A 19,816-nucleotide genomic window follows, 5' to 3' on the forward strand; every position below is an offset into this window, starting at 1 on the left:
CTTATCTGATGCTCCAGCTGCCACTTTCAAGTCCTGTCACCAAGTTGTCTACCGCCTCTCTTATGGCTAAACTTAAAACTTTGCCGTTTAGTGTCGCATCATATCCTGAACTACCGCCAAATCCAATAATCTCTCTACTGCTTAGCTCATACTCGCCTGCACCTTGTGATGAGTATACTACTTCTGAAGTGCTTGTATCTACGACATTTAAATTTACTTTTGCATAAGCGGTTTGTTTTTTACCTTTACCAAGTATGCCAAAAAGCTGATGATCGCCGGTAGTTTTTCTGCCAAATTCCGTTACATCACCGGTAACAACATATCTTGCGCCTTTAAAATTTGCCTGTGTTTTGTTAAATTTATTCTCTTGCTCAAGAGCTTTCATATTTGTGCGCTCAAGCACGTTAAATCTACCGCTATCGCGTAAATTGGTCACAAGTATAGTTGCGGCTTGATTGCCTAGTCTATCCTCGCCGTCGCTAAAAATTCCGTTTTGGTATGAGGATTGGTTGTTAAATCTACCTACCGATACGGTATGTTTTTCACCGTGATAAACAGTGCTAGCAGCCCTTACTTTTGGCGTTTCAAGCGTTCTTGAACTTTCGCTTACACAACCAGCAAATAGCATACCCAGTGCTGCAACAGTTGCGATTTTAACGATGTGTTTTAAGTCCATCTTCTCTCCTTAATGAAATTTGATCTCAATAATACCAAAGAACAACTAAAACAGTGTTAAAAATTTTCGCTAAATTTCATCAACGATCTCTTTTAATAAAGCATAAGATCGTTGCTGTTTTTGCTCGTCAAATATATAACTAACAGCCATTATCTCGTCTGCCTTGACCTCTTGAGCAAAGCTTTGAAGTTGAAATTTAACACTCTCTTTACTGCCGATTAAAGAGCATGCGGTCATTTGTCTAACTACCGCTCGCTCTTGATTTATCAAATTTGTATTTTTAAAATCAACCGGACCAAAATGTGGAGCCTGCGTTGCCTTTTGGTAATTTCGCCATACAGCCTCATCGTCTTTTACAGGAGGCATTAAATTTTGATTGCCGCCGCTTACGACATTTATGAAAAACATGGTTTGAGAGGTAGCAAGACTCATCGCCTCTTCATCGCTGTCACCAACATAAGCATTTACACCGATGATAACATAGGGCTTATCCAAAAATTTAGATGGCTTGAAATTTCTTCTATAAATTTCTACCGCATCATATAAATCCCTTGGAGCAAAATGAGACGCAAACGCATAAGTAAGCCCTAGCTCTGCCGCTAAATACGCACTATGCAGGCTTGAGCCGAGTATATAAAATGGTAAATTTAAACCCTTTGCAGGATATGCTTGCACGTTATTTGTTCCCTCAAAATACCCTCTAAGCTCTGCAAGATCGTCTCTAAAGTCAACCTCGCTACGCCCCCTTCTTAGAGCTCTTGCCGTCGGAGTATCAGTGCCGGGAGCTCTACCAAGCCCTAACTCGACACGACCGGGATAAAGCCTTTCTAAGGTAGCATATTGTTCGGCCACAACATATGGGCTATGGTTTGGCAGCATCACTCCCCCGGATCCAACTCGCAATGTATTTGTATGCGAAAGTGTATGCTCTATAAGCAAGGCAGTAGCCGAACTTGCGATATGCGGCATGTTGTGGTGCTCTGCTATCCAGTAGCGCTCTATGCCTAAATTTTCAGCAAATTTGGCTAAATTTAGCATAGAATTTACGGCTTCTTTGTAAGTTTGTCCCTCGCGGATCGGAACTAAATTTAGTATGGAAAGTTTCATTTTTATCCTTGTAATTTAAATTTTATAAATTCTATCCATTAACAATTAACAAAATTTCAAGGTAAAAATAATAACAAAGTGTATTTGGCGTCTAAATTTAGATAAAATTTGACGCCTTTAGAGGGTTATTAAAACGGTTTAAATACTATCATCCAGATGATAATTAGCATAGCCACAGTCGGTACCTCGTTATAAGCACGGAAGAACATGCCTGATTTATTACAGCGCTTTTCGCGAAGCAACTTCATGTATCTGCCAAGATCAAGATGGTATATCGCCATTAGCACAACCACGGTCAGCTTTACATGTATATAACCTGATCTTAGCAAGTCAGGCATCGAAAGGATGATCAAAATTCCCGTTGCGAATGAGCCTATTAACGCGATCCAGCCGATATAATGATACATTTTGTATTCCATAACCTCAACTACTTTTACATAGTCTGGTTTATCCATATTTTCCGCATGATAGACATAAAGTCGTGGCTGATAGAACAATACCGCCATCCACGATACGAAAAATATATAGTGTGCAAATCTGAAGTAATTATAATACTCCGCCAAAATATCTGACATATTATCTCCTTTGAATTGTTTTGTTATCTAAATAAAATTTCTTTTCTGGCTTCAAATTCGGCTTTACTGATCTCACCTTTTTCATAAAGCTCGTAAAGACGTTTTAGGTCATTTGCGATATCTTGATTTTTAAGATCTCGCTTAAGCCCTTCTTTTAGGATATTTTCATCGACATACTTACCTGTAAAAAATACATCCGCTATCCACCAAATGCCCCAGATCAAGAGAAAAACATATCCCACAAGCACAACTTGAAGCATGGTCCCCATAAAAAACAGCCCCATCATTAAAAAGCCTGTTATAAATTTACCAAGATAGAGCCTATGTGCACCAAGCCAGCCCAAGAAAAACCAAAGCGCGTAAGCTACATATATGTTATTCATTGCTCTTCCTTTTGATCTTAAATATTAATTCTAAATTAAAAATTATTAAATTATTTTAAATTTTACTCTTTTTAGCAAAAAAACTATGCCAAAGTATTAAAACAACGCCAAGATCTATCATCACGTCGGCAAGATTAAACACCGCGAACTCAAACCACTTATGCCAAAATACATAATCCACTACACCGCCATGAACAAATCTATCAAGGATATTTGAGCATCCTGCACCAAAGATCAGACCGACCGCGGTTGTGTTTGAGCTTAAAATTTCCCTCTCTTTTAAAAGATACATAAAAGCAGCCACAAGAAGTGCTAGCTGAATAAATTTTAAATTCTCCCCCAAAAAAGAAAACATAGAAAATGCCACGCCAAAATTATAAGTAAGTATGAGAGAGAAAAACTCCCCCTCATATCTACCGTATCCTGCGACATAGGCTAGTTTTATCGCCTGGTCAAGTAAAAATACAAAAACAAAAACAACTAAAAATTTAAATAAAATTTTATGCATTTAAGGCTTTTATGAAGAATTTTTCAACCTCTGCCATACGCTTTTCAACCAAGGCTTGATTTTTACCTTCGAGCAAAAGGCGGATGAGATTTTCTGTCCCGGAGTAACGAAATAACGCCCTTATGCCGTCTTTTTTAAGACTTGCCTCAAGCTCTTTAAGCCCATCTATCTTGTCAAGAGGTTTTTTCTCGCTTATCTTTAAATTTAATAAAATTTGCGGGTAAGGTTTTATCGCGCTAAAAATTTCACTTACTTTTTTACCTTTTTTAAGTATCATCGCAACTATTTGCATGGATGTTACAAGCCCATCGCCCGTCTTTGCAAAGTCGTTAAATATCACATGTCCGCTTTGCTCTCCGCCAAAATTTATACCATGTTTTTTCATAAGCTCAAGAACGTATTTATCACCGACATTAGCCCTAATGAGCTTTAAATCGTGTGAAGCTAAATGATCCTCAAGAGCCGCATTGCTCATAACAGTAGCAACTACGCCGCCGCCTTTTAGCATATTTTGCTCGTTTAAAAACGTGGCTAAAACGCCAATTAGCGCGTCGCCGTGCACCACTTCGCCACGCTCATCAACAACCACTATCCTATCTGCATCGCCGTCAAAGGCAAATCCTATATCCGCACGAAGTCTCTTAACCTCGCTTGCTAGCTCCTCAGGATGAAGCGCGCCACACCCTTGGTTGATGTTACTGCCGTTTGGCTCATCGTTTATAACGATAACATCGGCTCCAAGTTCGCTAAAAACAGTCGGAGCGACTTTATATGCAGCACCGTTTGCCACATCAAGAACAACTCGTAAATTTTTAAGAGTTAACTCTTTTGGGAAAGAATTTTTTATCTGCACGATATATCTTCCAATAACGTCATCTATACGTTTGTTTGCACCAATTTCAGTCATTGTCTTTTGCGCATTTGCTATCAACTCATCGTTAAAATAAATTTTTTCTATCTCGGCTTCGATATCCTCTTCAAGTTTATCGCCCTTTCCGTCGAAAAATTTAATGCCGTTATCATAAAAAGGATTATGTGAGGCACTTATCATGATACCAGCGTCACATCGCATATTTTCAGTCAAAAACGCTACCGCAGGAGTTGGCATAGGTCCTATTTGCAAGACATTATAGCCAACAGCCGTAAGACCCGCAACAATGGCCGTTTCTATCATATAACCGCTTTTTCTTGTATCTTTTCCAAGCAAAATCGTATTTGTAACCGAATACTTTCTAAAATAAATTCCCGCTGCCATTGCTAGGCGCATAGCCGTTTGTGCGGATAGTTTTTCTCCCGCTTTGCCACGAACTCCGTCGGTACCAAATAGTTTCATAATTGTTCCTTATTCTAAGACTTTACTTCCTAGTAAATTTATGCATATAAAATAATTCATACGCAAATTTTGCTATTTTATCAAAAAAATATAAATTTATATAAAAACCAAAAACACTAAAATATTATAAAAAGATGGCAGTTATCGCTTTTATGGCCGATAAAATTTACAGCGATCTAAAAAATTTTAAATTTTACTTAAATTAAGCAATATTTAAATAAAAATTACATATAATCACGGACTAAAATTATCAAAAAGGTAAATTATGGCAAATCACAAATCTGCTGAAAAAAGAGCAAGACAAACTATAAAAAGAACTGAGAGAAATAGATTTTACCGCACAAGACTTAAAAACATAACAAAAGCTGTGCGCGTAGCTGTTGAAGCTAAAGATCTAAACGCTGCTAACGAGGCTTTAAAAGTTGCAAACAAAAGTATTCATAGCTTTGTGAGCAAGGGCGTAATCAAAAAAGAGACAGCTGCACGCCGTGTTAGTCGTCTTGCAAAACTTGTAAATACATTAAAAGCTGCGTAATTAACCCTTAATGTTTGCCGATAAACTCCAACCGTTTTTGGATCGCTATAATGAAATTTCTCTACTTCTAAGCGATCCAAACATAATCAACGATATAGAAAAGATGACTAAGCTCTCAAAAGAGCAGTCATCTTTAGAAGATATCAAAAATGTGGCAAGTGAGTATCTGCAAACACTTAACGATATAGAAGAAAACAAATCCCTTCTTGACGATCCAGAACTTGGCGAACTAGCCAAAGAGGAGTTAAAAAACGCTCAATCTCGTATCGTTAAGCTTGAGGACGATATAAAAATTCTACTCTTACCGAAAGATCCTAATGACGATAGAAATATCTTTTTAGAGATCCGTGCCGGAACAGGCGGCGATGAGGCAGCTCTGTTTGTCGGCGATCTTTTTAATGCATACATAAGATACGCCGAACTTCACGGATGGAAATTTGAGATAGTAAGTCAAAGTGAGGGAAGTGCGGGTGGTTTTAAAGAGATCATCGTGCTTATCAAAGGCGCTAGTGCATACTCAAGGCTCAAATTTGAAGGTGGAACACACCGTGTTCAACGTGTGCCCGAAACCGAAAGCCAAGGTCGCGTGCACACATCAGCCGTTACTGTAGCCATCATGCCGGAAGTTGAAGACAGCCAAGTGCAGATAAACCCCAACGACCTTCGTATAGATGTTATGCGTAGCTCCGGACATGGCGGACAAAGCGTAAACACAACCGACTCGGCCGTCCGTATCACACACATCCCAACAGGTCTAGTCGTAACCAACCAAGACGGCAAATCGCAACACAAAAACAAAGAAGCTGCGATGAAAGTACTAAAAGCACGCCTTTACGAAATGCAAGAGGCTGAGCGTCTTGAAAAAGAGATGAGTGAACGTAAATCACAAGTAGGAACCGGCGATAGAAGCGGTCGTATACGCACTTACAACTTCCCGCAAAACCGTATAAGCGATCATCGCATAAACCTGACCCTTTACCGTTTGGACGCTATCATGATGGCTGGGTTGTTTGACGAGATCATAGAACCGCTTATCGCCCACTATCAAGCCGAGGCATTAACAGCTGCCGGCTTATAAAAATGTCGATTAGTGCTAGAAACCGACTTGATGTTGAAATTTCAAACGTTAAAACAGGTGCTATAAATTCATTAATAACCGCTAAACTAAAAAACGGTGAAATTTTAAAAGCAACCATTAGTGTTAGTAGCGAGAAAAATTTAGAGTTAAAAATCGGCAAAAAAGCGGTATTTTTATTTGAAGCTTCAAATGTTGTCGTTGCAAAAGACGGAAATTTAAAGCTAAGTGCAACAAATCAAATTTCAGGAACAATCAGCAAGATCATAGACACCGCAACAAATTCCAAGATCATCATCGATATAAAAGACGATCAAATTTCAGCCCTTATAACAAAGAGCTCTTGTAAGAAGCTAGCCTTAAAGACGGGCGATAAAGTAACGGCTATCATTAAAACTTCTCAAATAATAGTAGGTGTAAAAGTTTAAATACAAAATTTATAAACACCGTTTTTTACGCGCTCTATTACGCCTTTTTCTTTTAATAAATTTAGCGTATTTATAACAGTAGGCTTGCTTGCATTTGCCAACTCACAAAGTTTTTCGATACTTGCAAAAGCAAATCCTCTCTCATCACGCAGCCTGCAAAGCTCGCTTATCACCACCATCTTCTTCTCGCCAACGATCGCAGCAAAAACAGATCGCTCAAAAGCATCCATTACGACTTTGCTTTCTTACTGCAAGCCTTTACCGCCTCTATCACGGCATTTCTAAAACCATTTTTCTCAAGTGCCGCGATCGCTTCTATAGTAGTCCCCATGGGCGAGCAGACGGCATCTTTTAGCTGCGCTGGATGCTTGCCGGTTTGTGAGATTAAATTTGCAGAGCTGGCAACCGCGCGAGATGCGATCTCATAAGCCTTAAGGCGTGGCATACCCTCTAAAACCGCTCCATCCGCCAAAGCCTCGATAAAGACAAAAACATAAGCAGGAAGACTTCCGGCTATCGCTACAAAAGCAGCAAACAGCTTCTCTTCTATCTCATGAGCAGAGCCAAAACTCTCTATAAATTTCATCACAATTTTACGATCCTCATGTGTAAAATTTTCACCAAAACATATGGCGGTTACACTTTGAGAGATAGCGGCTGCGACATTTGGCATACTGCGAACTATTTTGACATTTTTATTTAGCCTTTCGCTCATGAAATTTATGCTAATCCCGCTTGCAACGCTTAAGATTATCACACCGTCTTTAGTGTCGTCTTTTATTGCTTTTAGCAACTCTTCAAATCCTGCAGGCTTAATAGCGATAATTAACAAGTCGGCATTTTTAGCCACTTCGTGCTCATTGTCACATACATTTATGCCAAATTTATCTTTTAACGCGCTGTTTTTACTTCTTGCAAAGGCAAAAATTTCTTGCTCTTTTACAAATTCCTGTTTTATAACCGCGCCAAGTATCGCCTCGCCCATATTTCCAACGCCTATAAACCCAACCTTCATCATTACCCCCTAATCTGCCCGTTTCCTCTTACGACATATTTGTAAGTCGTAAGCTCTCTAACACCCATCGGACCTCTTGCATGAAGTTTTTGTGTCGAAATTCCTATCTCTCCACCAAAGCCAAATTCCCCACCGTCGCTAAATCTAGTCGAAGCGTTTGCATACACGACGGCACTATTTACCGAGTTTAAAAACAGCTCTATATTGGCGTAGTTTTGGCTTAGTATCGCGTCTGAGTGTCCGCTTGAGTGCTCATTTATATACCTTATAGCATCGGTTGTATTTTTAACGCTTTTAACAACCAAGATAAGATCTAAAAATTCTGCTCCAAAGTCCGTATCTTTAGCTTTTACAACATTTTTTTCATTCATAAATTTAGTATAAATTTCATCATCTAGTCTTAACTCTACTTCACTTAACTCTTTGATAAGAGCAGGTATAAATTTATCCGTGATATTTTCATGCACAAGCACACATTCAACCGCATTACATACGCTTGGTCGCTGTGTTTTTGCGTTTTTTACGATATTTACGGCTTCATTTATATTGGTACTTTCATCGATAAAAATTTGGCAAACACCAGAACCTGTCTCAACCACAGGGATAGTTGCGTTTTTGATTATAAATTCTTTTAAATTTTTACCACCGCGAGGGATTAAAACGTCGATAAATTCATGCATTTTTATCATCTGCTCTACCACACTTCGATCCGTGCTTTGCACTAGTTGCACGGCATTTTTTACAAGCCCTGCTTTAGATCCTGCCTCGTTAAATAAATTTACAAGAAATTTGTTGGAATTTATCGCACTTGCCGACCCCCTAAGAATGATAGCGTTTGAGCTTTTTAATGCAAGTGCCGCCGCATCTATACTAACGTTTGGTCTTGACTCATATATCATGCCGATAACGCCCAGAGGAACACGTGTTTTTGTTATTTGCATGCCATTTTTATGCCGCCATCCATCTAAAATTTCACCAATAGGATCGGCAAAGTCAGCCACTTCAAGCAATCCATTAGCCATCGCCTCTATCCTGGCGTCACTTAGTCTCAAACGATCAAGCAAAGCAACACTAAGACCTGACGCTTCTCCGTTTTTTATATCTATCTCGTTTACAGCTTTTATTTGCTCTTTTTTTGCTAAAATTTCAGCAGATACGGCTCGTAAAATTTCATTTTTCGTCTCACTTTTTAATGCTACAAGCTCGCCAGTTGCCTCTTTTGCCAGTTTTGCAATATCTAAAATTTCATTCATTTCATACCTTTTAGTTTTGATCTTTAGAGGCTAAGTTATCTGCATGTATAACGTCATTATCACTTTTGTGACCTAAAATTTGCTCTATCTCATCACTTTTATGACCCTTTATAAGAGAAATTTCACTACTTGAGTAATTGCTTATGCCTTTGGCGACGACCTTGCCTTCGCGACTTTTTACGCTTATCATATCACCTCTCTCAAACTCCGATATAACATCTAAAATTCCAACACTAAGCAGGCTTTTACCTTGCGCTAAAGCCTTTATCGCTCCATCATCAACCACTATCTCACCTTTTTGCGTAGCGCCGTAAGCAAGCCAATACTTCCTTGAACTTAGCCTCTTTTGATTTGCCAAAAAGAGAGTTCCTATCTTTTCTTCATTTAAAATTTTAAACAACACATTTGGCATTTTGCCATTTGCAATGATTAAATTTGTGCCGATCTTATTTGCCATTTTGGCTGCGCTGATCTTAGTAGTCATACCCCCTGTGCCAAATTTACCCCCGTCACCGTCAGCCATTTTTTCTATATTTTCGTCGATTTCTTCAACGGTGTTTATTAGTTTTGCGTCCAAATTTGTATTTGGATTTTTATCATAAAGCCCATCGATATCGCTTAGTATAATAAGCAAATCAGCATCAACTAAGCCTGCTACAAGTGCACTTAGAGTATCGTTGTCGCCCACCTTGATCTCATCAGCAACCACCGGGTCATTTTCATTTATGATAGGCACGATACCCAAACTTAAAAGCTTTAAGCAAACATTTCTAACACTCAAATATCTTTTGCGATCACTAAAGTCGCCTCTTGTAAGTAGAAGTTGGGCGATATTTTTAGAATGTGCCCAAAAAATTCGCTCATAAAGATGCATTAAAGCCACTTGACCTACCGCCGCTAGAGCTTGTTTTTCATTTATATTACTCGGTTTTTTATCAAGCCCAAGCAACCCCATGCCTGCACCTACAGCGCCAGAACTCACTAAAATCACCTCAAAGCCGCGATTTTTAAAATCGCAAATTTGAGCTACTATGGATTTTATAAGCGTTTCATTAAGAGAGCCATCGGAATTTGTAAGAGTTGAAGTGCCGACTTTTATTACGATTTTCTTGATGTTTTTAAAATCACGATGCATTGTATGTAGCCTTAAAAATTTTACGTAAGATTATAACTAAAATTTGGTATATTTTTAATTTTTTGCTAAGATAGAAAAAATTTTAAAGGAAAAAAATGTCAAATATCAAAGAGTTCTTAAGGCACGAGGCTAGCGGTGGTGTCTTGCTGATGATAGCAACTATTTTGGCTTTAGTTTGCCAAAATACATTTTTAAGCGAATTTTATAATGAATTTTTAAAGACGAAATTCACTATAAGTTTCGGAGATATCGGACTTAGCAAGGCTCTTATATTATGGGTAAATGACGGCTTGATGGCGGTTTTTTTCTTTTTAGTCGGTCTTGAACTAAAACGTGAGGTCTTAGAAGGTGAGCTTAGAAATCCATCGCAAATAGCTCTTCCTGCGATCGCGGCTGCCGGTGGCGTTATAGTTCCTGCGCTGATCTTTTACATCTTTGCCGCAGATGATAGTTTTGCACTTAAGGGCTGGGCTATACCAACGGCTACCGACATAGCATTTGCCCTAGGCATACTTAGCCTGCTTGGCTCACGCGTGCCAACTAGTCTTAAAATTTTTCTTATGACGTTAGCGATCATCGATGACTTATGTGCCATTATAATCATCGCACTATTTTATACAAGCGAGCTTAGCGTCTTATCACTTGGCATATCGTCTCTTTGCCTTATAGCTCTTTTTGCACTAAATCGCTACGGAGTAAAAAGTAAGGCAGCATATCTACTAGTGGGTGCTATCATGTGGGTTGCAGTACTAAAATCAGGTGTCCATGCCACTCTTGCAGGCGTTGTGGCGGCATTTTTTATACCTTTAAGCTTTAAAAATAGTCCAAAATCAATGCTAAAAGAGATAGAGCACGACCTGCACGCCTGGGTTGCTTTTGCGATACTTCCGATATTTGCTTTCGTAAATGCGGGTATTGCCTTAAAAGGTGTTGGACTAAATGAAATTTTATCTCCTGTTGCTCTTGGAACCGCTCTTGGTCTTTTTATAGGCAAACAACTTGGTGTATTTGGATTTAGCTTTGTGGCTATAAAATTTAAGATGGCAAAACTTCCAGACGGCGTAAATTGGGCGCAACTTTACGGAGTAGCGATACTTTGCGGAGTTGGTTTTACAATGAGTCTTTTTGTAAACGGTTTAGCCTATAACGACACAGATGCCTTTGCCTACACTGATAAGTTAGCTATCTTGATAGGCTCTGTTATATCAGGGGTTATAGGTTTTGTTATATTAAGAGTATTTAGTAGCGAAAGAAAAGAAAATTTGGATTAATAATAAAAGAGTGGATAGCTCCACTCTTTGAGTCTTCTTAGCCTTTTTTAGGGGTTACTAGCATATTGACATAGCGACCTTCCAAGAGTGGTTCTTTGTCACGGTCTGCAACATCTTTAACCAACTCCCAGACTTTATTTAACATGATAATACCGGCTTCCGGCGTGCTCATCTCGCGACCTTTTAAAAATACACGAAATTTAACATGTTTTCCGTCTTCTAAAAACTCCAAAGCATGTTTTACTTTGTAGTTTATGTCGTTTTGTGCGATTTTAACAGAGAGTTTTATCTCTTTTACCTCAATGACTTTTTGCTTCTTTTTAGCCTCTTTTTGCCTTTTTTCTTGTTGATAACGGAATTTTCCATAGTCCATTATCTTACAAACAGGCGGTTTTGCATCAGGCGCTATAAGCACCAAATCAAGCCCTTGTTTTTCAGCTATCTTTAAAGCCTCGTCTCTTGAAATAACACCGTAAGCAGTGCCGTCATCTCCGACACATCTTACTTCGCGCGCCCTAATATCTTCATTGAGCAATACTTCTTGTTCTTTACTCAAAAATGCACCTCACTAAGTTTCTCCTTTGTTAAATTTACAAATTCCGCTAAGCTCATTTCGCTTTGCGTTCTAGCCTGTCTATCGCGTAGAGCTACAGTTTGGTTTTCTACCTCGCTATCACCCAACACAAGTATCATAGGCACTCTTTGTTTCTCAGCCGTTCTTATTCTTTTATTTAAGCTCTCATTTTTACTTGAAATTTCAACATCAACACCTACCTTCATAAGCTCTTTTGAAACATGTTTTGCGTATTCAAGATGAGCGTCATTTATCGGCACGACAACAACTTGCGTTGGAGCGATAAAGAACGGTAGCTCACCTGCTGTGTGTTCGAGTAAAATTCCTATAAATCTCTCAAAACTTCCAAGTAATGCACGGTGTAACATAACCGGACGTTGGCGTTCGTTGTTGCTATCTATATATCCAAGATCAAATCTCTCAGGTAAGTTAAAGTCTACTTGGATAGTGCCACACTGCCACTTTCTTCTTAATGCGTCAGTGATTTTTATGTCGATCTTTGGTCCGTAAAACGCTCCGCCACCCTCGTCTATGCCGTATTTAAAACCATTTTCGTCAAGAGCCTCTTTTAGTGCTTTTGTTGCTGTTTCCCAAATTTCATCATCACCGATAGCTTTAGCCGGTTTTGTAGAAATTTCCATTTCGTATTCAAAACCAAAACTTTTCATGATAGCGCCGGCAAAACTTAAAATTTCAAGTATGTTTTCCTTTATTTGGCTTGGCATACAAAATATATGCGAGTCATCTTGAGCAAATTCGCGAACCCTAAAAAGTCCATGAAGAACACCGCTTTTTTCATGGCGATGCACTACACCATACTCAAAAAATTTAAGTGGTAGGTCACGGTAGCTTCTAATATCTGTTTGATATACCTTAATGTGACCAACGCAGTTCATCGGCTTTATACCATACTCTTGCTCGTCTATGGTCGTAAAATACATATTTTCTTTATAATTTGCGTAGTGTCCCGACTTCTTCCAAACATCTGCTTTTAAAAGCTCCGGACCTCTAACAGGCTCATATCCGCGCACGCGGTGAGCTTTATAAAGCAATTGCTCTAGCTTACTTCTTAAGCGTCCGCCGTTTGGTAGCCACAGAGCAAGACCGCCGCCAACCTCTTCATCAAAGCTAAAGAGTTTCATCTCTACGCCAAGTTTTCTATGGTCGCGCTTTTTTGCCTCTTCGATAACACGAATATGCTCTTTTAAGCTCTCTTTATCGGCATAGGCTGTGCCATAAATTCTATTTATCATCTCGCGATTTTCATCGCCTGCCAGATAAGCTCCGGCTACGCGAGTTAGCTTAAAGAATTTTAGAAATTTTGTATTTGGAAGGTGTGGTCCGCGACACAAGTCTTCAAATTCTCCTTGTGTATAGCTACTAACTTCACCATCTGGTATGCGTTTTAGCACCTCTTGTTTTAGCTCGTCATTTTTAAATTTATCGCTCATAAAAGCTTTTGTAGAGCTTGTTTTGACTATATCTTGCTTTTTTTCCGCAAGATCTTTCATCTTTTTTTCTATTGCCGCTAGATCATCTTCAGTAAGTTTGGTATTTGCCTCATCTACTTTAAAGTCGTAGTAAAAACCATCATCTACATTTGGTCCGACAAAAAATTTAGCCCCAGGGTAGATCTCTTTTATGGCTTGTGCCATGAGGTGAGCACAGGAGTGACGAATGACATTTAATGCTTCCGGTGAGTTGTCGAAATATATAGGAGAAGCTTCGCTTTCACGTCCTGCGATGCTTTGAGTGTCGACTATCTCGCCGTTTAGTTTGTATGCGATTATATCGCTCATTTTGATTTCCTTTGTTTTACTGGATTGTCTTTTTTACATTAAAAGAACTAGGTTTTGATTGTATCCAAATGGACTTTAAGCTAAACTTAATATTTTAATAAAATTTAAATAGCTTTTAATAGTATATTTAAATATATTTTATCTATATAATTAATTATATTTTAAGAGAAAAGGCGTTAGTATTTTCACAAATGTTTTGTCTTTGCATTACTCAAAAACATTTTCTCCTTCTCCAAGGATCGTGCGGGGAGATTACCTCGCACATTTTATTATCAAACAATAATACAAACATGCACAGATATTTAAATTTAAAATATAAATCAAAATTATGGGGAGATAAAGCATAAATGGTGGCCCCGAATGGACTCGAACCATCGACCACTACCATGTCAAGGTAGTGCTCTACCAACTGAGCTACGGGACCAAAAATATTTTGGGATTATATTAAAAATTTCATTTTTCTTTGCTTAAAAATTTATTTTTTATAAATTTACACTAGTTTATCAAAAAATGTCACTTCTCTTATATTTAATAATTTCTTAAAAAAATCAAGCTTATATTTAAAAAAAATCTCATAATACCTATTTATTATGTCAAAATATACTTGTATATGCCCAAAATACGGTATTTTTAATTTTTTAATATTTCTCATGTTTTTCTCATAGTAAATAATATATAATTTCACTAACCAAAAACCAATTTCTAAAAGGAGACAATATGGAAAACATGTCAAGACGAAATTTCGTTAAGATGAGTATGGTTGGTGCTGGTGCTCTTGCACTTAGCAGCGTAAATGCTAGCGCTTCTGCAGTTGACGCAAAAGATGTTAAATTTGATGAAGAGTGGGATGTTGTAATTATCGGTTCAGGCTTTTCAGGACTAGCAGCTGGTCTTGTAGCAGCTAAAAAAGGAAACAAAGTTCTAATCCTTGAAAAAATGGGTCGTATCGGCGGTAACTCAGTTATTAACGGTGGCGGCATGAGCGTTCCTGTGAATCCTGTCCAAGCAAAAGACGGTATCAAAGATAGTAAAGAGCTATTTATGGCTGACTGCTTAAAAGCGGGTCTTGGTATTAACCACCCTGAACTACTTCAAACGCTAGCTGATCGCGGAACAGACGCTTACAAATTCCTAGTAGACAATGGTGTTCAGTTTAAAGATCACTGCGCACACTTCGGCGGACACTCAGTTCCTCGCTCAATGCTAACTACAAACGACTCTGGCTCAGGCTATATCCAGCCTATGCTTGAAAAATTTGAAGCATTAAAAGACCAAGGTTGCGAACTAAGAAGAAGAGCTAAATTTGACGACTTCGTAATGGAAGGCGATAGAGTTGTTGGTGTAACTATCCGCGAAGAGTATAAATTTGACGCTAACCTATACAGCGACGACCTAGAAAACACAAGCGGAACTAAAAAAACTATCAAGGCTAAAAAAGGTGTTGTTTTAGCATCTGGCGGTTTTGGACGCGATAGAGCATTTAGAAAACTTCAAGACCCAAGAATTCCTGATGATGTTGATAGCACAAACCACGCAGGTGCAACAGCTGGTGCTTTACTAAAAGCATTTGAGATCGGTGCATATCCTGTTCAAATCGACTGGATCCAATTTGGCCCATGGGCAAGCCCTGATGAAAAAGGCTTTGGTACAGCCCCTATCCTTACTCAACAAGGAACATTTAAATACGGTATCGCTGTTGATATTCGCAACGGCAAACGCTTCATGAACGAACTAGCAGACAGAAAAACAAGAGCTGATGCAGAGTTTAAAATTCTAAGAGAAACTCCGGGCGCATACCCTATAACATTTGGCGATGACAAATGCTTTAGAGATCTTAGCGAAGAGATCATACAAAAAGGTATGGCTGGCGGTAAGCTAGTTGGTGTTTGCAAAAGCTTAGATGAAATAGCTAGCAAATACGGCGTTCCTGCAGCAGCTTTAAAAGAAACCGTTAAAAAATACAACGAGGGCGTAAAAGCTAAAAAAGATGAATTTGGCAAACAAGAAAACGCACTAAGCGAGATCAACGAAGCTGGTCCATTCTATGTAGTTCGCCTTTCACCAAAACCACACCACACAATGGGCGGTCTAAAAATTAATGAGAAAGCAGAAGTTATCTCTTCTAAAACAAACAAACCAATCCCTGGTCTTTATGCTGCGGGCGAGGTTACAGGCGGAACACATGGTGCTAGCCGTCTAGGTACAGTTGCTATTACTGATTGTATCGTATTTGGTATGATTGCTGGCGAAGCAATGTAATACAAAAGGGGGCTCTTGGCCCTCTTCTTATTTAAATCCAAAGGTCTTAAATGAAACGTCTAACTTTAACAGCACTACTATTATTATGCTGTTTTTTCACGCCTATCTCTGCGAATGATAATGGGAAAAAATCAGACCTTAACATTCAAAAGATAACAGTTTCTGACGAGCTACGAGCAAAACACACTCTAAAGCCTCATCATGAACATTTGGCGTTTGACTGTATAGATTGTCATACAAATCAAGGTGACGATCCTAGTAAATTTAAAAACATAAAAGATGAAGGCTGTCTAAGCTGCCACGGCACTAAAAAGCTACTAGCGCAAAGACTTAAATTTATGGATACGCTAAAAGCTAATCCACACAACTCGGTTCACGACGGTCCTACATTATACTGTGACGAGTGCCACTTCGAGCACAAGCCGTCTATAAATATGTGTAGCGAATGCCACGAGCATGAGGTTCCACAATGGATGGGAGTAACACCATGAAAATTTCAAAGAAATTATTAGCTCTTATTGTAGTGATAAGTGGCATTGTTGGATTTTTCGTTGTTTTACCGGTTCATTATGTGCTTGAAGAGACCAGCACGGATAGATTTTGTGGAGTCTGCCACGAGATGGATCCTATGGTTATATCATATCAAAAAGATATCCATGCAGGCAGTGGGGCAATAGGCGTAAAGGCTAAATGTGTTGATTGCCATTTACCTCACGACAACCTAGCCAAATACGTATATCAAAAAGCAGTTAATGGCATAGTAGAGGGCTATATCCACTTCTTTGGCGATCCTGATAGTATAAACTGGGTGGCTAATCTAAAAAATAAAGAGCACTATGTGTTTGACAACGGCTGTATGAGCTGTCATACTAACATCTTAGACACAACAGCTTCATCACAGCAAGCTCAAAAGATGCACGCCCACTACGTTAAACTTCAAGGAAGCGACAAAGAGCTTAAATGTGTAAGTTGCCACGTAGGAGTAGGACATGCTCATGATATGAGAAACCAGCTTGAATACTGGAAGCCTTCGTATAAAATTTACGAGAACAAAATGCTAGAACAAAAGATAAAATCAAAGCAAGAGTTCTTTAAAGATGAGTATGAGCCAACCAAACAAGAGAGGGAGTTTTTGGAGAAAAAATCCGCCAAAGCTACCCCTTCACACGGATAAAATCCATGAAGCACATACTTTTGCTCTCAAAAGATTTTGATCTAAACGTAAGTCTGAGCGCGGCTCTTTATAGGTTTAACTTTAGGATCATTCGTTTTGAGAGCGAACAAGATGTGATGGATGATTTTGACAACGGCAACAGATACGACCTATATGTTTTTGACATAAAAGCAAAACAGGGCGATCTTAGCCTTGTCAAATTTATACGTGACAACAAAAACACAACTCCTATCCTACTTATACTTGATGAGTCTATCCCGACGCTATTTAAGAAAATTTATTACGCTAGGGTTGATGACTTTATAATCAGACCATTTCCTCCGGATGAGTTTATATTTCATGTATTTAAGCTCTGTAAAGTGCTACTTGGATCTAAATTTGAGTTTGCTAACGGACTTGTTTTTGACAAAGAGTCCCTTTATGTAACAGACAAAGACAAGAGGATCGAGCTTGGCAAAAAAGAAGCTCTTTTGCTAGAAACTCTAGCCAAAAATGCACCTCATGTCGTGACCTATCAAGAGCTTGACCACCTAATATACAAAGGTGAGAGTTCATCTCAAGATAGACTAAGGTCGCTTCTTAGAGAGATAAGACAAAAGATACCAAATTTAGAGATAAAGACGGTTAGAGGTATTGGATATAAGATAGACGTTGTGCTATGAATAGTCAATTTATCTCCAAAATCTAAAGTAAATTTTAGAGCAAATCATAATAAATTATGTCCATTTTGAATATAGAGCATTAAAAGATATCATCAAGAAGCTCTTTTGCTCTATCTTTGTAAAGTTCTATTATTAGCCCATACACGCAAGATGAATTAAAAGTTGCATTTTACAACCTTAAGCTGACAATACCATACGAAGCAATTTAACAAGCATTAAGCTTGCTTGCTGCTTGTTATTTCTCGTCGGTAAAATTTAACCTTTTCCAAAATCAACACAAGCTTTTGGCGCAAATACTGCATAATAAATATCTTAAAATTTCAAGATATGATCTTTAGTCCGATACTCGAGGCTAAAATAAGTGTTATAAAAAATATCTTCTTAAAGTTTCCGCTCTCTTTAAAAAACAAAATTCCAACCGCGACACATCCACCTGCACCTATACCGGTCCATATAGCATAGGCTGTGCCCATTGAAATTTCCTCCATAGCGATACCAAGAAACGAAAAACTTATCATAAACAAAACAGCGATAAGAAGTATAAATTTCTTCTTGCCGCTTAGCACAAATTTCTTCATAGCAATAACGCCAAATATCTCCAAAATCCCAGCCGTTATCAAAGCAAGCCAGCTCATATTTTACCGCCTCCAAGCTCGTTTAAGTCCTCTTCTATCTCATCTATGCCAAGATCTTTTGAAAGAGTTTTTACCGTTTTTTCATCTTGTTCGTTACTTGTAAATTTGAGCCCTACAACGCCAACCATAAGTAAGGCGATAAGAGAAATTTTAATCATAGATACAGGCTCATTAAAAAACATCATCTCGCCAAGTACCACTCCGCCTGCACCAATCCCCACAAACACACTATATGCAACACTAACTTCGATACTTTTGCAAGCCATTATCATGGCTGAAAATGAAAACATCACACCAAGTATCGTTAATGTATATAAAAACAAGCTATCGGCATACTTTAAACCAGCCACCCAACACACCTCAACAATACCTCCAAGTATTACCAAAAGCCAGGCTAAATTTGTCCTACTCATAAATTCTCCTAAACAAAAGCGCGATTTTAGCGTAAAAATTAAAAAACTTTGAATAAAATGTGAAATTTAAGAAGAGCGAAAGACCAAAATCGGTCTATCGCTAGCTATATCATCGTTTTTAGGCTGCTAAAAAGCGTAACAGCGGCGGCGATATCAGTCTTGTTCTTAGCAACGCTTTCGACGTTTGCACCTATTGAAATTCCAAGCCTCTTTCCATACTCATATAACTCCCCAAAAAGCTTTGCACTATGTTTCATCGAGTGAGCCAACATATCTTGCGCACCCAAAAGCTCTTGCTCGGTTTTGGGTGAAATTTCTATACCAAGCCACTTCATAAACTCAAGACTTCTTGCACTTCCGCACGGCGTAAATGTAAAGATTATCGGCACTTTTGGCGCGTCAAGCTTAGCGTAGTCGTCTAAAAATTTCTTTGCATTTTTATCGTCATAAACTGCTTGTGTGATGAAAAATTTACATCCTTGCTGTATCTTTTGAGCAACTCTTAGATGTTCATCGCCTTTAGTGATGTGACGCTCCGGTATACAAATACCGCCATATACTATATCTGTGCGGCTTTTTGCTATCTCGTATGCTTCATTTAGGTGAATTTTTACCTGCTTGCTTGATGAACTAGCACCCACAAAAACGCATATCGAATTTGGCGAAAGCTCGTTTATAAATTTCTCAAATTCCGCTCTATCATACTTGCCCACAACCTTATAAATCACCGCAGGAACGCTTGTCCTCATCCAGTCGCGATAATAAATTTCAGGCACGATCGGCTCGATAAGCCCGAAAACTCGATCACTTTCGTTCCTATCGCTCTCGTCTTGTATGTCATAAAGCACAACACCGTCACAACCGATACTTTGCACTCGTTCGCGATGAAGCGTTCCTAGACGCTCCTTCTCGCTTAACTCTACGTTATCACGCGGTGGAGTCATGCCATAAAGCATGATCCCTTGCTTGTTTTGTAAAATTTTATCAACCAGCATAAAATCTCCGC

At 38.7% G+C, this 19,816-nt stretch carries 23 protein-coding genes and 1 tRNA gene; 8 read left to right on the plus strand and 16 right to left on the minus strand.

The genetic code is table 11. The features are described from left to right. Position 1 precedes the first annotated feature (1 nt). The 6 genes from CCAL5182_RS02075 to glmM form a co-directional block, all read right to left on the minus strand. On the minus strand, positions 2 to 676 hold the full coding sequence (locus CCAL5182_RS02075) for a CsgG/HfaB family protein (protein WP_336610134.1): 675 nt from the start codon (positions 674 to 676) through the stop codon (positions 2 to 4). 69 nt (positions 677 to 745) lie between these two features. After that, entirely contained in the window at positions 746 to 1,783 is a 1,038-nt protein-coding gene (locus CCAL5182_RS02080; RefSeq protein WP_336610135.1) for an LLM class flavin-dependent oxidoreductase, read from the minus strand. Positions 1,784 to 1,911: 128 nt separating this feature from the next. Further along, positions 1,912 to 2,346, minus strand: coding sequence for a protoporphyrinogen oxidase HemJ (gene hemJ, locus CCAL5182_RS02085; RefSeq protein WP_169938037.1), 435 nt, complete (start codon positions 2,344 to 2,346; stop codon positions 1,912 to 1,914). Positions 2,347 to 2,381: 35 nt separating this feature from the next. Beyond that, the gene (locus CCAL5182_RS02090; RefSeq protein ID WP_336610136.1) at positions 2,382 to 2,741 is read right to left on the minus strand and encodes an NINE protein; all 360 of its coding nucleotides are present in this window, start codon (positions 2,739 to 2,741) and stop codon (positions 2,382 to 2,384) included. A gap of 55 nt (positions 2,742 to 2,796) precedes the next feature. Beyond that, a complete protein-coding gene (lspA, locus tag CCAL5182_RS02095; protein WP_169937879.1) occupies positions 2,797 to 3,249 on the minus strand; it encodes a signal peptidase II in 453 nt (150 codons plus the stop codon). Continuing rightward, complete coding sequence (gene glmM, locus CCAL5182_RS02100; RefSeq protein WP_170000507.1) at positions 3,242 to 4,582, minus strand: phosphoglucosamine mutase; 1,341 nt, start codon at positions 4,580 to 4,582, stop codon at positions 3,242 to 3,244. Before glmM ends, lspA begins: the two co-directional genes overlap by 8 nt. 265 nt (positions 4,583 to 4,847) lie before the next feature. Here glmM and rpsT point away from each other — a divergent pair, with 265 nt between their 5' ends. The 3 genes from rpsT to CCAL5182_RS02115 are packed head-to-tail and all read left to right on the plus strand — an operon-like array spanning position 4,848 to position 6,620. After that, complete coding sequence (gene rpsT / locus CCAL5182_RS02105; RefSeq protein WP_169972313.1) at positions 4,848 to 5,117, plus strand: 30S ribosomal protein S20; 270 nt, start codon at positions 4,848 to 4,850, stop codon at positions 5,115 to 5,117. 10 nt (positions 5,118 to 5,127) lie between these two features. Further along, positions 5,128 to 6,195 carry a peptide chain release factor 1 gene (prfA, locus tag CCAL5182_RS02110; protein ID WP_336610137.1) on the plus strand — a complete coding sequence of 356 codons (1,068 nt, stop codon included), beginning with the start codon at positions 5,128 to 5,130 and terminating at the stop codon, positions 6,193 to 6,195. A 2-nt stretch (positions 6,196 to 6,197) separates the two neighbouring features. Then, positions 6,198 to 6,620: a TOBE domain-containing protein gene (locus CCAL5182_RS02115; protein ID WP_336610138.1), complete on the plus strand. Its 423-nt coding sequence runs from the start codon at positions 6,198 to 6,200 to the stop codon at positions 6,618 to 6,620. Here the strand turns inward: CCAL5182_RS02115 and CCAL5182_RS02120 are convergent. The 4 genes from CCAL5182_RS02120 to proB are packed head-to-tail and all read right to left on the minus strand — an operon-like array spanning position 6,617 to position 10,023. Next, entirely contained in the window at positions 6,617 to 6,850 is a 234-nt protein-coding gene (locus CCAL5182_RS02120; protein ID WP_169937870.1) for a helix-turn-helix domain-containing protein, read from the minus strand. The genes CCAL5182_RS02115 and CCAL5182_RS02120 overlap by 4 nt on opposite strands. Further along, complete coding sequence (gene proC, locus CCAL5182_RS02125; protein WP_228026828.1) at positions 6,850 to 7,635, minus strand: pyrroline-5-carboxylate reductase; 786 nt, start codon at positions 7,633 to 7,635, stop codon at positions 6,850 to 6,852. Before proC ends, CCAL5182_RS02120 begins: the two co-directional genes overlap by 1 nt. Before the next feature lie 2 nt (positions 7,636 to 7,637). Then, on the minus strand, positions 7,638 to 8,888 hold the full coding sequence (locus CCAL5182_RS02130) for a glutamate-5-semialdehyde dehydrogenase (protein WP_336610139.1): 1,251 nt from the start codon (positions 8,886 to 8,888) through the stop codon (positions 7,638 to 7,640). Positions 8,889 to 8,898: 10 nt separating this feature from the next. Then, positions 8,899 to 10,023 (minus strand): glutamate 5-kinase, encoded by a 1,125-nt coding sequence (gene proB / locus CCAL5182_RS02135; protein WP_169937864.1) that lies wholly within the window; start codon positions 10,021 to 10,023, stop codon positions 8,899 to 8,901. Between the two features lie 95 nt (positions 10,024 to 10,118). Between proB and nhaA the strand changes: the two genes are divergently transcribed. Next, positions 10,119 to 11,294, plus strand: a complete 1,176-nt coding sequence (nhaA, locus tag CCAL5182_RS02140; protein ID WP_169937862.1) for a Na+/H+ antiporter NhaA — start codon at positions 10,119 to 10,121, stop codon at positions 11,292 to 11,294. 37 nt (positions 11,295 to 11,331) lie between these two features. On the opposite strand, the gene infC is transcribed toward nhaA, so the two are convergent. The 3 genes from infC to CCAL5182_RS02155 form a co-directional block, all read right to left on the minus strand. Beyond that, positions 11,332 to 11,850, minus strand: coding sequence for a translation initiation factor IF-3 (gene infC / locus CCAL5182_RS02145; protein ID WP_169937860.1), 519 nt, complete (start codon positions 11,848 to 11,850; stop codon positions 11,332 to 11,334). Next, on the minus strand, positions 11,847 to 13,667 hold the full coding sequence (thrS, locus tag CCAL5182_RS02150; protein ID WP_169972319.1) for a threonine--tRNA ligase: 1,821 nt from the start codon (positions 13,665 to 13,667) through the stop codon (positions 11,847 to 11,849). The genes infC and thrS overlap by 4 nt, the downstream gene beginning before the upstream one ends. A 348-nt stretch (positions 13,668 to 14,015) precedes the next feature. Further along, a tRNA-Val gene (locus CCAL5182_RS02155) sits at positions 14,016 to 14,091 on the minus strand. A gap of 293 nt (positions 14,092 to 14,384) precedes the next feature. Between CCAL5182_RS02155 and CCAL5182_RS02160 the strand changes: the two genes are divergently transcribed. The 4 genes from CCAL5182_RS02160 to CCAL5182_RS02175 are packed head-to-tail and all read left to right on the plus strand — an operon-like array spanning position 14,385 to position 17,762. Beyond that, positions 14,385 to 15,926, plus strand: coding sequence for a flavocytochrome c (locus CCAL5182_RS02160; protein ID WP_169937856.1), 1,542 nt, complete (start codon positions 14,385 to 14,387; stop codon positions 15,924 to 15,926). A 50-nt stretch (positions 15,927 to 15,976) separates the two neighbouring features. Next, positions 15,977 to 16,417, plus strand: a complete 441-nt coding sequence (locus CCAL5182_RS02165; RefSeq protein ID WP_336610140.1) for a cytochrome c3 family protein — start codon at positions 15,977 to 15,979, stop codon at positions 16,415 to 16,417. Then, on the plus strand, positions 16,414 to 17,100 hold the full coding sequence (locus CCAL5182_RS02170) for a cytochrome c3 family protein (RefSeq protein WP_172285158.1): 687 nt from the start codon (positions 16,414 to 16,416) through the stop codon (positions 17,098 to 17,100). Before CCAL5182_RS02165 ends, CCAL5182_RS02170 begins: the two co-directional genes overlap by 4 nt. Positions 17,101 to 17,105: 5 nt before the next feature. Further along, positions 17,106 to 17,762: a response regulator transcription factor gene (locus CCAL5182_RS02175; protein ID WP_169938907.1), complete on the plus strand. Its 657-nt coding sequence runs from the start codon at positions 17,106 to 17,108 to the stop codon at positions 17,760 to 17,762. Between the two features lie 320 nt (positions 17,763 to 18,082). On the opposite strand, the gene CCAL5182_RS02180 is transcribed toward CCAL5182_RS02175, so the two are convergent. From CCAL5182_RS02180 to CCAL5182_RS02190, 3 genes are all read right to left on the minus strand, one after another. Next, complete coding sequence (locus tag CCAL5182_RS02180; protein WP_336610141.1) at positions 18,083 to 18,397, minus strand: DMT family transporter; 315 nt, start codon at positions 18,395 to 18,397, stop codon at positions 18,083 to 18,085. Further along, on the minus strand, positions 18,394 to 18,810 hold the full coding sequence (locus tag CCAL5182_RS02185; RefSeq protein WP_336610142.1) for a DMT family transporter: 417 nt from the start codon (positions 18,808 to 18,810) through the stop codon (positions 18,394 to 18,396). Before CCAL5182_RS02185 ends, CCAL5182_RS02180 begins: the two co-directional genes overlap by 4 nt. Positions 18,811 to 18,914: 104 nt before the next feature. Then, complete coding sequence (locus tag CCAL5182_RS02190; protein ID WP_336610143.1) at positions 18,915 to 19,805, minus strand: methylenetetrahydrofolate reductase; 891 nt, start codon at positions 19,803 to 19,805, stop codon at positions 18,915 to 18,917. Positions 19,806 to 19,816 lie beyond the last annotated feature (11 nt).

Source organism: Campylobacter sp. 7477a (genome assembly GCF_014892335.1).
In the GTDB taxonomy this organism is placed as follows: Bacteria; Campylobacterota; Campylobacteria; order Campylobacterales; family Campylobacteraceae; genus Campylobacter_A; species Campylobacter_A californiensis.